15 protein-coding genes are annotated in these 14,973 nt (G+C 41.6%); 11 read left to right on the forward strand and 4 right to left on the reverse strand.

The genetic code is table 11. The features are described 5' to 3' along the window. Positions 1-9: 9 nt before the first annotated feature. Both pyrH and frr read left to right on the forward strand, forming a co-directional pair. Entirely contained in the window at positions 10-738 is a 729-nt protein-coding gene (pyrH, locus tag SYN7509_RS0220725) for a UMP kinase (protein WP_009633560.1), read from the forward strand. Beyond that, positions 725-1,273 (forward strand): ribosome recycling factor, encoded by a 549-nt coding sequence (gene frr / locus SYN7509_RS0220730; RefSeq protein ID WP_009633559.1) that lies wholly within the window; start codon positions 725-727, stop codon positions 1,271-1,273. The genes pyrH and frr overlap by 14 nt, the downstream gene beginning before the upstream one ends. A 53-nt stretch (positions 1,274-1,326) precedes the next feature. Here the strand turns inward: frr and SYN7509_RS0220735 are convergent, their stop codons facing one another. Next, positions 1,327-2,700, reverse strand: a complete 1,374-nt coding sequence (locus SYN7509_RS0220735; RefSeq protein WP_009633558.1) for an aldehyde dehydrogenase — start codon at positions 2,698-2,700, stop codon at positions 1,327-1,329. A 248-nt stretch (positions 2,701-2,948) separates the two neighbouring features. Beyond that, positions 2,949-4,070: a hybrid sensor histidine kinase/response regulator gene (locus SYN7509_RS0220740; protein ID WP_009633557.1), complete on the reverse strand. Its 1,122-nt coding sequence runs from the start codon at positions 4,068-4,070 to the stop codon at positions 2,949-2,951. A gap of 451 nt (positions 4,071-4,521) precedes the next feature. On the opposite strand from SYN7509_RS0220740, the gene SYN7509_RS26535 reads away from it, so the two are divergent. Continuing rightward, on the forward strand, positions 4,522-4,995 hold the full coding sequence (locus SYN7509_RS26535; protein ID WP_009633556.1) for a hypothetical protein: 474 nt from the start codon (positions 4,522-4,524) through the stop codon (positions 4,993-4,995). Here the strand turns inward: SYN7509_RS26535 and ureC are convergent. Beyond that, positions 4,955-6,664: an urease subunit alpha gene (gene ureC / locus SYN7509_RS0220755; RefSeq protein ID WP_009633555.1), complete on the reverse strand. Its 1,710-nt coding sequence runs from the start codon at positions 6,662-6,664 to the stop codon at positions 4,955-4,957. The two genes, SYN7509_RS26535 and ureC, sit on opposite strands and share 41 nt — an antisense overlap. Positions 6,665-6,672: 8 nt before the next feature. Then, positions 6,673-6,984: an urease subunit beta gene (locus tag SYN7509_RS0220760; RefSeq protein WP_009633554.1), complete on the reverse strand. Its 312-nt coding sequence runs from the start codon at positions 6,982-6,984 to the stop codon at positions 6,673-6,675. Between the two features lie 151 nt (positions 6,985-7,135). Here SYN7509_RS0220760 and SYN7509_RS0220765 point away from each other — a divergent pair, with 151 nt between their 5' ends. The 8 genes from SYN7509_RS0220765 to SYN7509_RS0220800 all read left to right on the forward strand — a co-directional run bounded on the left by SYN7509_RS0220765 (position 7,136) and on the right by SYN7509_RS0220800 (position 14,889). Continuing rightward, positions 7,136-7,621, forward strand: coding sequence for a pentapeptide repeat-containing protein (locus SYN7509_RS0220765; RefSeq protein WP_009633553.1), 486 nt, complete (start codon positions 7,136-7,138; stop codon positions 7,619-7,621). Between the two features lie 84 nt (positions 7,622-7,705). Then, a complete protein-coding gene (locus tag SYN7509_RS0220770; RefSeq protein WP_009633552.1) occupies positions 7,706-8,155 on the forward strand; it encodes a DUF732 domain-containing protein in 450 nt (149 codons plus the stop codon). A 69-nt stretch (positions 8,156-8,224) separates the two neighbouring features. Continuing rightward, complete coding sequence (locus SYN7509_RS0220775) at positions 8,225-9,409, forward strand: M20 family metallopeptidase (RefSeq protein WP_009633551.1); 1,185 nt, start codon at positions 8,225-8,227, stop codon at positions 9,407-9,409. 131 nt (positions 9,410-9,540) lie between these two features. After that, complete coding sequence (locus SYN7509_RS0220780; protein WP_009633550.1) at positions 9,541-11,478, forward strand: primary-amine oxidase; 1,938 nt, start codon at positions 9,541-9,543, stop codon at positions 11,476-11,478. Positions 11,479-11,553: 75 nt separating this feature from the next. Beyond that, complete coding sequence (locus SYN7509_RS0220785; protein WP_009633549.1) at positions 11,554-12,996, forward strand: APC family permease; 1,443 nt, start codon at positions 11,554-11,556, stop codon at positions 12,994-12,996. A 90-nt stretch (positions 12,997-13,086) separates the two neighbouring features. After that, on the forward strand, positions 13,087-13,344 hold the full coding sequence (locus tag SYN7509_RS0220790) for a hypothetical protein (protein WP_009633548.1): 258 nt from the start codon (positions 13,087-13,089) through the stop codon (positions 13,342-13,344). Between the two features lie 153 nt (positions 13,345-13,497). Beyond that, positions 13,498-14,373, forward strand: coding sequence for an Rpn family recombination-promoting nuclease/putative transposase (locus tag SYN7509_RS0220795; RefSeq protein WP_028954472.1), 876 nt, complete (start codon positions 13,498-13,500; stop codon positions 14,371-14,373). A gap of 84 nt (positions 14,374-14,457) precedes the next feature. Next, positions 14,458-14,889: a nucleoside deaminase gene (locus tag SYN7509_RS0220800; protein ID WP_009633546.1), complete on the forward strand. Its 432-nt coding sequence runs from the start codon at positions 14,458-14,460 to the stop codon at positions 14,887-14,889. Positions 14,890-14,973 lie beyond the last annotated feature (84 nt).

Here is a 14,973-nt window from a genome sequence, read left to right on the forward strand (position 1 = left end):
TAATGTGGCATGGGTAAACCTTACGGACGCATTCTCCTAAAACTGAGCGGCGAAGCTCTCATGGGCAACCTGGGCTACGGAATCGATCCAGCCATTGTTGAAGAAATTGCCGCAGAAGTAGCAGAAATTGTCAATAGTGGCGTTCAAGTCGCTATTGTAGTAGGTGGCGGAAATATTTTTCGTGGAGTTAAAGCATCGGCGGCAGGCATGGATCGGGCAACAGGAGACTATATTGGCATGATTGCTACGGTAATGAATGCCTTGACTCTCCAAGACTGCTTAGAAAGGCTGGAAGTGCAGACGCGGGTACAAACAGCGATCGCTATGCAGGAAGTGGCAGAACCCTATATTCGGCGGCGGGCTATTCGTCACTTGGAAAAGGGGCGAGTAGTTATTTTTGGGGCGGGTTCGGGAAATCCTTTTTTTACTACCGATACCACCGCAGCATTAAGAGCGGCGGAAATCGATGCAGAGGTGATTTTTAAAGCCACAAAAGTTGATGGCATCTACGATAGCGATCCGAAGCTTAATCCCCACGCTAAACGCTATAAAACGCTTAATTACGTCCATGTTCTCGCTCAAGATTTGCGGGTAATGGATAGTACGGCGATCGCTTTATGTAAAGAAAATAATATTCCGATTCTTGTCTTCGATCTGTCGGTGAGGGGTAACATCCAACGGGCAGTGATGGGAGAATCAATTGGTACTATTGTCGGAGGTTTTTGTGAAGTTAGCTGAAGCTGAAAGTACGATGCAAAAGAGTGTAGATGCTACTCTGCGCTCTTTTAATACTATTCGCACGGGACGCGCGAATGCGTCATTGCTGGATAAAGTAACGGTAGATTATTATGGCGCTCCTACGGGTTTGAAAGCGCTGGCAAATATCAACGCCCCCGATTCTAGTACGATTTTAATTCAACCTTACGATCGTACAACGTTGAATATGATTGAAAAGGCGATTTCCTTGTCAGATGTAGGTTTAACAACTAATAATGATGGCACGGTGATTCGGCTGAATATTCCACCGTTAACAAGCGATCGCCGCAAAGAATTCGTTAAATTAGCAACTAAGTACGCGGAAGAAGGGCGGGTAGCAATTCGTAGCATTCGCCGCGATGCCATTGATTCGATTCGCAAGCAAGAAAAAAATAGCGAGCTATCGGAAGATGAGTCGCGCGATCGCCAAGAGGATCTGCAAAAACTGACGAATAAGTACATTGCCAAAATTGACGAGTTATTAGCTGAAAAAGAAAAAGATATTATGACGGTTTAAGTTTTATTTTAGAGACTTGTGAAGCGGCTTCCAGTTACGGGAGTCGCTTTTAATTAGAAAAGGATTTTTTTGAGCAATGCTAACTTGCCTTGGTAAGGCGGATATCGCAATTTGAAGTCGAGGCGAAAAGATTTATTTAAGATGCTTTTGTGGTGCGAAAAAGTATCAAAACTTGCTTTGCCATGATAGCTACCAATCCCACTATCGCCGACACCACCAAAAGGTAACGTTGAAACGCCAAATTGCATTAGTGTATCGTTAATACAAATTCCCCCTGATGAGGTTTGGTTGCATACTTGTTGTTGCAAGGTTTTGTTTCTGGAAAAGATATAGATTGCTAAGGGTTTGGGTTGATTATTGATAATTGCGATCGCACTGGCTAAATTGTCGTAAGCAATAATAGGTAAGATTGCCCCAAAAATCTCTGTCTGCATTACCGGATCATCTAGGGATACATTATCTATTACCGTGGGCGCAATGTAACGCTCGGCGGCATTAGTTTCGCCACCCATAACTATTTCTCCTTTAAGCAAGTTAGTAAGGCGGGTAAATTGCTTGTCGTCGATAATTCTGGCGTAGTCGGGGCTAGTTTCTGGATTGTCGCCAAAAAATTCCTTTATATACTTGGCAATAGCTACTAACAATTCTTGCTTAATTGCCTGATTTACTAACAAATAGTCGGGAGCAATACAAGTTTGCCCCGCGTTAAGAAATTTCCCCCAGACAATTCTTCTAGCTGTAACTTCAATATCAATATCTGTATCAACAATACAAGGACTTTTGCCACCAAGTTCTAGAGTAACGGGCGTTAAATTTTTGGCGGCGGCTGCCATAACAATTTTGCCGATGGCGGTACTTCCGGTAAAAAATATCCGATCCCATTTTTCTTCTAGTAGCTGTTGACTTATCTGTTTGTCTCCTTCTACTAGAGCTAGATAAGATTCGTCAAAATATTGACCAATAATCTTTGCTAATACGTGAGACGTGTAAGGTGCATTTTCTGACGGTTTTAACGTTACGCAGTTGCCTGCTGCGATCGCACCTACTAAGGGTGATATTATTAATTGCAGGGGATAGTTCCAAGCTCCAATTATTAACACAACTCCCAAGGGTTCCGCGTGAATACTACCGTAACCGGGAAATTGTTCTAAGGAAAGCTTGACTTTTTTGGGCTGAGTCCATGACTTAATATGTTTTAGTGCGTAATCAATTTCTTTTGTGACTATAAGCTCGGTGAGATACGCTTCAAACTGGGGTTTATTTAAGTCGGCTTTTAGCGCTTGGGCAATTATTTCAAAATTTTCTACTAGGGCTTGCTTTAACTTTTTTAGTTGGGCAATCCTAAAGTTTATGTCCTTTGTTTTACCACTGCTGAAATACTCGCGTTGTTTGCGGATAATTTCACTTATAGCTGTTTGAGTAAACATTTTTGGTTGAAAAAATTATTAATTTAGTTTACAAAACCTCTTGTAAATTATTGACTTTTTTGATATTATATTTATAATAGAAATTTTGCCTAAAATATTATTTGTGTCACCATTCCCATTATAACATTTTAACAAAAACTCTAGGTTTTGTCTAGCTAAAACTAACTCAATAAAACATTTTTTTCAAAACAAGATAATTTTTTACTTTTTCAATTTAGCTAAAAAATAGCTAGATAGAAGGTAAATTATTAAGCGGGTAGATAGACAATAAAAACACTACCCTTGCCAGGTTCGGAGTGAAGTTGAATTAAACCTTGATGAGCTTCAACAATGCGCCGAGACAAATACAAACCCAAGCCACTACCAGAACGTTTGTGACTTCCTTGGCGAAAACGCTCAAACATAGTTGCTTGTTCATCAATGGCAATACCTGAGCCTGTATCTTCGACCTCGACTGCTAAGTAAGCCGTCGCTTGTTGTTTTGCAGAAATAGTCTTGGGAGCAACCGCAGGGTTAAGGCGAATAGTAATAGAACCTTTGTCAGTGAACTTAATGGCATTACCAACTAAATTAGTAAATAAGCGATGAAGTTCCAAGCGATCGCCCATAACTTTATTAATTGGCAATTGTTCGTCAAATTCGGCAATAATTGCTATTTGTTTTTCCGCCGCCAAGGGAGTAAGTTCGTTAATGACTTCTTGCAGCAACGGGCGTACATCTATGGGGAAAAAGCTTAAAGTTTTGCGTCCAGCTTCAAATCGATAAACTTCAAGTAAAGTATTGACCATTTGCAGCAGATTTTGATTGCTACGTGCCATAGTGGCGATCGCTTCTAGCATTGTTGGCGAAAGTTCTCCCAATGCACCTTGCTGGAATAGCATCAACATCCGATCAGCAGCTACTAAGGGAGTGCGTAAGTCATGAGTAAGACGAGAAACATAATCTTCTCTTTGGCGGGCTATTTGATCGCGCTCATCTACACTGTGCTTTAGACGCAACAAGCTTCTTACTCTTGCTAATAATTCATCTACTTCTACAGGCTTGCGGATGAAATCATCGGCTCCCATATCCAAGCCTTGAGCGACACTAGGTTTATCGTGAGCAGTAATTAACAAGATGGGAATAAATGGCAGCTTAGTATTTTCACGCAGGCGTTTAGTAACTTCAAACCCATCCATTCCCGGCATCATTACATCTAGTAAAACTAAGTCGGGAGGAGAAAGTTCAATTTGTGCTAAAGCAGAAGCACCATTTTCGGCAGTAGTGATACTGTAGCCTTCTTCTTCCAAAATTGTTTGGATCAAAAAGACGTTATCAGGAGAGTCATCAACAACAAGTATTTGGTCTGTAGCAGCTAAAGGCAAACTCATGGAGGGAGGGTTGTTAACTAATTAAGTTTTATAAATATATCTTCTACCTGTATCATTTTTTCCTTTGAGAGCACAATTAACCTCTTACTTACGAAAGATTATTTATTACTTAATCTACTTCTCATGACGGTTGACTTTTAGATTTTAACTAAAACTGTTATTTATAAATTTACTATTTGGAGTAGAGTTTAAAAAATTGATAAATAAATCTAATTCAAAATTATTAGCTATTATTGTTTGCAACTTCAGTTTTGAGACATTATTTAGGCTTTTTGACAATAATATTTTGGATACAAAAGTTGGCAAGGCGAATAAATGTATTAACAAGTTAACATAAAAATTATTTACTGTAGCAGTTTTTACAAAAGATAGATTTGATTGGTGGCGCAATTCAACTTTGCGAAAAACACAATTCAAAGCTAAATTAAAAGCGCATTTTCAAAAAAATAAGATGGCGCTACCCACTTTTACCAGAGGACGAAAAAGAAATAGCCGCTACAAAATAAGCGATCGCTCCTTGCGTCCCTCTTCCCTGGTGTTTGCTAGTATTTTATTCCTAGTTTTGGGTGGTTTGGGGTGGGTTTGGTCAGTAATGCTGACCAAAGGTTATGTAGCTATTGGTGGCGTTCCTAGTCCAGTAATTGCTAGCTTTTTGCAAAATGAAACAGCAAGAGATGCGTATTTTGATGGAAACACCGAACAACTACACGCGCAGATACAAAAAATGAATTTAGCCGAAAAATTAAAACCTTATTACCGCCCTCAATTTGAGGACGAAGCTAAATTAGACCTATATACTCATCAAATTCTCTACGATCGCACGGGCTACATTGGCAAAGATTACCAAGCGAATCCTCAAGGAACTTTAAGTTTAAAAAAATCAATTAAAACAGAAAGTAGCGTTGGGCTAAAGGTAAGACGGTAGCAGCCTCGCAAGTAAGCAATTGTCCATCGGCTCGAACTTGATAAGTTTCGGGATCTACTTCCATGTGAGGGGTTGCATCGTTTAGCTTCATAGCTTGCTTAGTTATTTGCCTAGTTTGCGAAACCGCCACAGCCATTTTTTGCAAATTTAGCTGAGTCGGAATCTCTCGTTCTAGAGCAGCTTTAGAGACAAAAGTTAGACTGGTACGAGCAATTGCGCCGCCAAAACTGGCAAACATCGGACGCATATGTACGGGCTGGGGGGTAGGAATACTAGCATTAGCATCGCCCATTTGCGCCCAGGCGATCGCGCCGCCTTTGAGAACTATTTCGGGTTTGACTCCAAAAAATGCTGGTTTCCACAAACACAAATCCGCCAATTTTCCAACTTCTACCGAACCTACATGAGCAGCGATACCGTGAGTAATCGCGGGATTAATAGTGTATTTGGCAATATAGCGTTTTGCTCTGTAGTTGTCATTGTGGGGGCTATCTTCCGCTAATTGACCACGTTGCACTTTCATTTTGTGCGCCGTTTGCCAAGTACGAATAATGACTTCTCCCACTCGTCCCATTGCTTGAGAATCGGAGGAAATCATGCTAAAAGCGCCTAAATCGTGCAAAATGTCTTCGGCGGCAATAGTTTCGCGGCGGATGCGCGACTCAGCAAAAGCTACATCTTCAGGGATAGCCGGATCGAGATGATGGCAAACCATCAGCATATCGAGGTGTTCGTCTAGAGTATTAAGAGTGTAGGGGCGGGTAGGATTGGTGGAAGACGGCAAAACGTTACTTTGTCCGCAAACCTTGATAATGTCCGGTGCATGACCGCCTCCAGCCCCTTCTGTGTGATAGGTGTGGATGGTGCGACCAGAAAAAGCGGCGATCGTTGTTTCTACAAATCCGGCTTCGTTGAGAGTGTCGGTGTGAATTGCTACTTGTACATCGCATTCATCGGCGACGCGGAGACAAGTATCGATGGTGGCGGGGGTAGTTCCCCAATCTTCATGGAGTTTTAAGCCCATTACCCCGGCGTTTACTTGTTCGACAAGTCCTTGAGGCTGGCTGCTATTACCTTTACCCAAAAAGCCAATATTAACCGGAAAAGCATCCGCCGCTTGTAGCATTCGGTGAATATTCCATACTCCAGGAGTGCAAGTCGTGGCGTTTGTCCCCGTAGCTGGGCCTGTACCACCGCCAATCATGGTAGTTATTCCTGATGAAACCGCACAATCAATTTGTTGGGGACAAATAAAGTGAATGTGGCTATCAATTCCCCCGGCGGTAAGAATATTACCTTCCCCGGCTATTACTTCTGTACCTGGGCCAATAATAATATCTACATTGTTTTGAATATAGGGGTTGCCAGCTTTGCCAATTTTAAATATGCGCCCGTCTTTGATGCCAATATCGGCTTTAACAATTCCCCACCAATCGAGAATAAGCGCGTTGGTAATCACTAAATCCACCGCGCCATCGGCGTTAGAAATGGGAGATTGTCCCATGCCATCGCGGATTACCTTTCCGCCACCAAACTTGACTTCATCGCCATAGGTAGTAAAGTCTTGTTCTACTTCAATAAATAACTCTGTATCTGCCAAACGAATGCGATCGCCTACCGTGGGACCGTAAGTTTGGGCGTAAGCGCTGCGATCCATGCGGTAGCTCATATAGTCCTCTATTTATCTAACGATCCGTTAATTTTATTATTAAATCCGTAGACTTGGCGACTACCTGTATAGGGGACTAAAGTTACTTCTTTTGCGTCTCCTGGTTCAAAACGAACGGCTGTCCCGGCGGGAATATCGAGGCGCATTCCTTTTGTTTGTTCACGCTGGAAACTTAAAGCTTCGTTGACTTCGTAAAAGTGAAAATGAGAGCCAATTTGAATTGGGCGATCGCCAATATTTGCTACAACTAACTTTATTGATTGAAGTCCTGCATTTAGTTCGATTTCTCCTGGTTGGACGATTATTTCTCCGGGAATCATGGTTTTAACCTATGTAATGTAAGGAACTGACTAAGATGCGTCTGTGTCTATTACCTCTATTGGCATCTCGCCAAGCTAGAGATAAAGGTGATAAATTTAACCTGTGCAAATAGTTTTGAAATTAACCTAAATTCAACGTTCAGTCAAAAAAATGAAATTAAGTATTCTTGTTATTGCTACTATACTTGCTCCTCTAGTAGGCGCGACCTTTCCAGCTATAGCTTACAGCCCGGAAGATTTGGAGCAGTTAAAACAAACAGGTTTATGTCCGAGGTGCGATTTAACGGGCGCTCCCCTCAATGAACTCGATCTTAATGGGGCTAACTTACGAAACGCTAATTTAAGTCAAGCTAATTTATCTCAATCTAATCTTGTCGGCGCAGATTTGAGCGAAACTAATTTGGAGGCTGCCAATTTCACAAGTGCTAACTTAACTAGCGCTACTTTTACGGGTGCTAACCTCCGATCGGCTACTTTGGAAAATGCTAATCTGACTCGTGCGGGATTATTTGCTACCAATTTAGACGGCGCTAACTTCAAAGGTGCAACTACAACTTATGCTAACTTTCGCGGCTCTAAGTTCCGGCTAACAACTTCCCCTAGTGGTTTAGTAACTTCAGATCGCCGTTATTGGTAGTTACAGAAGAAATTTGTTTTGGATGTTAGTTTTTACCCCTATTGGGGATTACTAGCTACAGAACTTTATTTATCTGTAACTAAAATGAACGTTAAATATTTAAGCGCGATCGCCTTTACTGCTATTTGTCTATTGCCGGGAATTAGTTATGCTCAAGAACAACAAGACTACGCTTGTTTTTTTACTACTGAGTCTGGTCGCACCGTTGATTTTTCCCAAACGTCTCTATGTGGCGCTCAAAAAGCTGCTCCAAAAGTAATCGCTAATACCGACGAAGCATTTTTAGCAGAGTATAAGCGTAATGCCATGCAGTACGCCCCAGTCCGCGATAGTCTGCTAGCTAATGCGGAGCAATCACCACAAGTAAGCAGCTTGCAAGCTCAAAAAGTTTGCAGCGACCTAAAATCGGGACTTTCTCTCGATGAAATCAAACGAAAGCAGGCTACAGAAACCGTCGAGCAATCAAGTATAGTCAATGCACAGATTATTAATAACTTAGCTACCAAATATTACTGCCCTAAGGCGGGTAAGTAATTTAAAAATACGTTCTTAGCTGTTAACAATTCTTTATGATGGGGGATAAGCCGCTCGATTAATGGATTCATGCTAACTCGTATTCAAGAACTGGCAGAAAAACTGCGCGATCGCCTAATTGAAATTCGCCGCCATATCCACACCCATCCCGAATTAAGCGCCCAAGAATATAAAACTGCTGCTTTTGTTGCCGGGGTTTTATCTTCTAATGGGGTTCGGGTTACTGAAACAGTAGCTAAAACTGGAGTTATCGCCGAAGTAATTGGCAATGGTACAGACGCGCGATTATTGGCAATTCGTACAGATATGGATGCTTTGCCCATTGAGGAACGCACAGGTTTAGAGTATGCCTCGCGCGAACCGGGAATCATGCACGCCTGCGGACACGACGTACACACGACCGTAGGCTTAGGTACGGCAATAATTTTGGCTCAACTAGCAAGCGAATTACCAGGTAATGTGCGGCTATTGTTTCAACCTGCTGAAGAAATTGCTCAAGGCGCTAGTTGGATGATTGCTGATGGGGGAATGGATAAGGTGACAGCAATATTGTCTTTGCACGTTTTTCCATCGATTAACGCTGGATCTATTGGTGTCCGCTATGGAGCGTTAACCGCCGCCGCCGATGACTTGGAAATAGAGATTATTGGAGAGTCTGGACATGGTGCTAGACCTCACGAAGCCATTGACGCGATTTGGATTGCGTCGCAAGTTATTACCAATCTTCAGCAAGCAATAAGCCGCACTCAGAACCCCCTGCGTCCGGTAGTGTTGAGTATTGGACAAATTAACGGCGGTAGAGCGCCAAATGTAATTGCCGATCGCGTAAAATTGTTAGGCACAGTGCGAAGCTTGCACCCAGAGACTCGCGCTAATTTACCGTCTTGGATTACTAATATAGTTTCTAGTGTTTGCGATAGTTATGGCGCTCGGTATCATGTTAACTATCGTTCCGGCGTGCCATCAGTTCAAAACGATTTAGCTTTGTCGCAGCTAGTACAGACGGCGGCGGAGGAAGCTTTGGGGAGCGATCGCGTTTTGGTACTTACAGAACCCTCATTGGGGGCGGAAGACTTCTCTATGTACTTAGAACACGCCCCTGGGACAATGTTTCGCTTGGGAGTGGGTTATAAAGATCGCGCTCTTAATTATCCTTTGCATCATCCATTGTTTGATGTGGATGAATCGGCAATTATTACCGGAGTTGTGACGATGGCTTATAGTGCTTACAAATATTGGCAACAAGGTAAATAATCACTTATTTGTAGCCAAAATAACGAATTGAATCTATCGAAAGCAGTAGTCTAACAAACAAGTGCGATCGCTATCCCTGTTGTGATGTGGGGGCGATTTAATACTGCGTTGTAAATTTTTTAATTGCGATTATGACTACTACTCAAGACTTTCCCAAAGTATCGAGATTAGATGAAATTCCGCACCCATTAGAACCGCTTACGACAGAAGAAATTGCTGCTAGTGTAGCAATTATTTGTAACGAAGTTAAGCAAACAAAATATCTAAGATTTGTAACTATTGCCCTGAATGAACCGCCCAAAAATGAAGTTATTAACTTCAAAAAAGGTACGGCGTTTAATCGAGAAGCTTTTGTAATTTTGTTAGATAATTCTACAGGAGTAGTAGCGGAAGTTGTTGTATCGCTAACTAATAAAAATATTGCCGCTTGGAAAGAAATGCCGGATGTTCAACCATCCATTATGCTTGACGAATTTATTGAATGTGAGGCGGCAGTAAAAGCTAGTCCAGAATTTTTAGCAGCCATTGAAAAAAGAGGAATTACCGATCCAGAATTTGTAATTATTGATCCTTGGTCGGCGGGTAATTTTGGGATAAAAGAAGAAGCCGGACAACGAATTGTCCGCGCCCTTTGTTGGGTTCGTTCTAGTGCTAATGATAACGGTTACGCAAGACCAATTGAAGGTGTGATTCCGGTAGTTGACTTGAATAAAATGGAAGTCCTCACCGTTGAAGATTATGGTGTTGTGCCTTTACCGCCGCAATCGGGTAACTATAGTAGAGAATTTGTTACTGATTATCGAACGGACTTAAAACCCCTTGATATAATACAGCCAGATGGAGCGAGTTTTAAAGTTGAAGGACATAAAATAAGCTGGCAAAAATGGCAATTTAGAATTGGTTTTACTCCTAGAGAAGGGCTAGTTTTATATACAATTGGTTATGAAGATAAGGGAAAGTTAAGACCAATTATTTATCGAGCTTCTTTAGTAGAAATGGTTGTTCCTTATGGAGATCCAAAAGAGCCACATTTTCGCAAAAATGCCTTTGATGTGGGGGAGTATGGAGTAGGAACTTTAGCTAATTCTTTGAAGCTTGGTTGCGATTGTTTGGGCTATATTCACTATTTTGATGCGGCAATGACAAATAGCCGGGGGGATGTAGTAACTATCCCCAATGCTGTGTGTATGCACGAAGAAGATTATGGGATTTTATGGAAACATACAGATTGGCGCACAGAAGAAACAGAAGTTAGGCGAAGTCGTCGATTGGTGGTTTCTTTTGTGGCAACGGTGGCTAACTACGAATATGGTTTTTTCTGGTATTTTTACCAAGATGGCACAATTCAATATGAAGTAAAGCTGACGGGGATTGTTAATACTACAGCAGTCATGCCTGGGGAAACAAATAAGTATGGAACATTAGTTGCACCCCAACTAAATGCACCCAATCACCAGCACTTTTTTAATGTTCGCCTAGATATGAATTTAGACGGCGAAAATAACTCAGTTTACGAAGTAAATACTGAAGCCGAACCAATTAGTGCAGATAATCCTTACGGTAATGCTTTTGCGGCAAAATCAACGCTTTTAGCTACAGAACTTGCGGCGCAACGAGTAATTAATCCCATGTCTGGGCGTTACTGGAAAGTAGTTAATCCTGACGTACATAATAGCCTAGGTCAGCCTGTGGCATACAAAATCATGCCAGGGGAAAATATATTACCTTTTCTGCATCCAGAATCATTCGTAATTAAACGGGCTGGCTACCTAAATAAACATTTGTGGGTGACACCTTATAATAAAGCGGAGAATTACCCCGCCGGGGCTTATCCCAACCAACACGCAGGCGGTGACGGGCTTCCAGAGTGGACGAAGGCAGATCGGCACATAGAAAATACTGATGTAGTAGTGTGGTACACCTTTGGACACAACCACATTCCTCGCCCGGAAGATTGGCCAGTCATGCCTACATCTTACATCGGATTTATGTTGAAGCCTGTAGGATTTTTTGATGCAAATCCGGCGCTAGATGTACCACCATCGGCGGCAAAACATAGTTGTCATTAATCTTGTGTAGAGACTTTGCAGTGCAACGTCTCTACAAATCTGTACCCAAAATAATTAGTTTTACAGGTAAAAATAATGGTGAAGGAATTAGTTGCAAGTCCGAAAGAGCGTGCAGTTTCAGGTTTGCGATCGCAATGTTTGGCTTTTCCCGAAATTATTGCTCAATCTGTTGCCAATATTGCCCCTACAGCTACGCCGACGGTCAATTTGGGCTTGGTATACGCCAGCGCCGGTAATGGCACTTGGTTAACTTATGTAATTGCCACCATTGGGTTAGTATTTGTGGGAATGAATATCAACCAATTTGCGCGACGTTCTGCTTCTCCTGGTTCATTATATGCCTACATTGCCAAAGGATTAGGGGCAACGGTGGGAGTAATATCAGGCTGGAGTTTGGTACTTGCTTACCTCTTTACAGCAATGGCGGTTTTGTGCGGTTTTGCCAATTATACAAATGTTTTAGTTAGTGCTTTGGGTATTCAGTTTGCACCAATGTTTCTGTATGCAATTTGTGCGGGAATTGCTTGGTACTGTGCTTATAAAGATATTCAACTATCAACAATTTTGATGCTGGCGATTGAAGCTTTGTCTGTAGGGATAATTTTACTATTGGCGGTGGTAATTTTATTTAAACAAAACTTTGCTGTCGATATGTCTCAGTTATCGCTGCAAAACGTTAAACCAGAAGGGTTACAACTAGGTTTAGTCTTGGCAATATTTAGTTACGTCGGGTTTGAAAGTGCTACAGCGTTGGGAGATGAGGCAAAAAAGCCTTTGCAATTTATCCCCCGCGCGGTGATTTTAAGTACGGTGCTATCGGGCTTATTTTTTATCCTGCTTTCTTACGTTGAAGTGTTAGGCTTTCAAGGATCTGCTACACCTCTTAATCAAAGTAGCGCCCCTTTAAATGACCTAGCAAGCGGTGTAGGGGTGGGATTTTTTGGGTTATTAATTACAGTAGCGGCGATCGTTAGTCTTTTTGGTTGCACTCTTGCCAGTATCAATGCGGGAGCAAGAATTTTGTTTACGATGGCACGACATGGGATATTTCATGCTTCCATTGGCAAGGCACACGATGCTAATGGTACGCCTCATATAGCAGTTACCATGTCATCGCTATTTGTGTTTCTTGTCCCAGCTTCGATGTCATTGTTTGGCTTAAAAATCTTAGATGTGTATGGATACTTAGGAACGATCGCAACTTACGGGTTTTTGGTAACTTATATTTTGATTTCCATTGCTGCACCGATGTACTTGTATCGGGAAGGAATACTTAAATTTATGGATGTGGCGACTTCAGTTATTGCGGTTTTATTTATGTTAGTCCCCGTAGTAGGCAGTCTTTACCCCGTCCCAGCATCGCCTTTCAACGTTTTTCCTTACTTGTTTTTGATGTACCTTGTAGTAGGTGGCGGTTGGTTTATGATGTTGCGCCTACACTCGCCGGAAATTATTGAGAACATGGAATTAGAACTTGAGAAAATCCATACCAAGTTTAACGAGATGAAAAAAGTTTAAAAAAACATCCTTCTTCCACAAGAAGGATGTTTCGTAGGGTGGGGAATTGCTAAATTGGCAACCAATAATAGAGTAAAAATTATTAAGGTTATGGCATCATCTACACCATTGCAAGGCACAGAATTAGTTGACTGTGCGAGAGCTAATGCTAAACAGGGAATTGCAATAGCAGCGCTACAATGTGGCTATGGTGACGATCTCAACACTTTTTCTGCCCACCTTAAGGCCGCTTGTGAGCAAATGAATTTGCAAGTTAAAGAATTAAGTGAATTGATTACCGACCAAGATATAATTCTGCAAATTGGTACGGGAGAAGTAGTCGCGCCAGATACTGCTTCGGAACTGTAGGTATTGGCATTGTTGAAGGTGTGAAAGAGGGAGACAAGGAAAAATTTTATATAAATAATCAAGGTTTATGTAACTGAGTTGTAGGGATGAGTAGATAGTTAAGGCGATCGCATTTCACCCTAAAATCAACTTTGGACTTGTTGTTACTAACCTGTGAAAACTGATACCCTTTTCTATTATTTATTTCAAGAATTTCCTAGTATATTTTTTGAATTAATTGGTCAATCAGCCTCTGTTGCTGACGATTATCGATTTACATCTATCGAACTAAAACAAGTTGCCTTTCGCTTAGATGGACTTTTTTTGCCGCCACTAGACAAGCCAAATTTACCAATTTATTTTGTCGAGGTGCAGTTTCAGCTAGACGAAACCTTTTACTATCGCCTATTTGCCGAAATCTTCTTATATTTGTATCAATACAAAGTTGTGAATAATTGGCAGGCGATTGTAGTTTATCCTCGGCGGAGTGTTGAATCGGTGCAACCTGTACCTTATCAATTTCTTTTAGATAGCGATCGTATCCGTAGAGTGTATTTAGACGAACTACAGGCAAATCAATCGCTTGGGGTGGGAATTGTCCAGCTAGTAATAGAAAGCAACAAAAAAGCTCCAGCGAAAGCCATAAACCTAATTTCGCAAGCAAGGCAACAAGTAACAAATGAACAACTTCAACAGCAAATCTTAGAATTTATAGAGACAATAGTAATATACAAATTTCCTAATCTCAATCGTCAGGAGGTAGAAGCAATGTTAGGGTTAGACCTGATTAAAAACACTAGAGTTTACCAAGAAGCACAAGAGGAAGGCAAGTTAGCAGGCAAACTAGAAGGCAAACTAGAAGGCAAACTAGAAGGCAAGCTAGAAGGCAAGCTAGAAGGCAAGCTAGAAGGCAAGCTAGAAGGCAAACTAGAAGGCAAACTAGAAACCGTACCCCGATTTTTAAAAATAGGGTTGAGCCTAGAACAAGTAGCAGAAGCACTCGATTTAGATATTGAAGTTGTCAGACAAGCTGCATCAGAGCAAAAGTAAGTTAAATCGATCGCTCTTGCTTATACTTGTTTTATCCAGTCAAATCCTGCAAGTATAGATTCAGCAGTTATACGGGGACATTTTATGGATAAATATATGTTAAGTGCGATCGCTCAAGCAAAGCAAGGATTAATGGAAGGCGGTATTCCTATAGGTTCGGTGCTAGTTAAGGATGGCGTAATTATCGGACAAGGGCATAATAAACGAGTCCAAGATGGCGATCCGGTTACTCATGCAGAGATCGATTGTCTGCGGAATGCGGGTAGAATTGGCTCTTATCGAGGGACAACTTTATACTCCACTTTGATGCCTTGCTATCTCTGCGCTGGAGCGGTGGTGCAGTTTGGCATTAAAAAAGTTATCGCTGGAGAATCGCAGACTTTCCCCGGTGCAGAAGACTTTATGAAGTCTCACGGAGTGGAAGTTATCGATCTAAATTTGGCTGAATGCAAGCAGTTGATGAGTGAGTTTATTCATAATCATCCCCAATTGTGGAATGAAGACATCGGAATGTAGAGACGTTGCGGTGCAACGTCTCCTCTAGTAATCGCCACACATCTAAGAGAAATTTATTTAAAATTAGCAATAGCGCAGCGCTAA

The sequence above is a fragment of the Synechocystis sp. PCC 7509 genome, assembly GCF_000332075.2.
In the GTDB taxonomy this organism is placed as follows: domain Bacteria; phylum Cyanobacteriota; class Cyanobacteriia; order Cyanobacteriales; family Chroococcidiopsidaceae; genus Aliterella.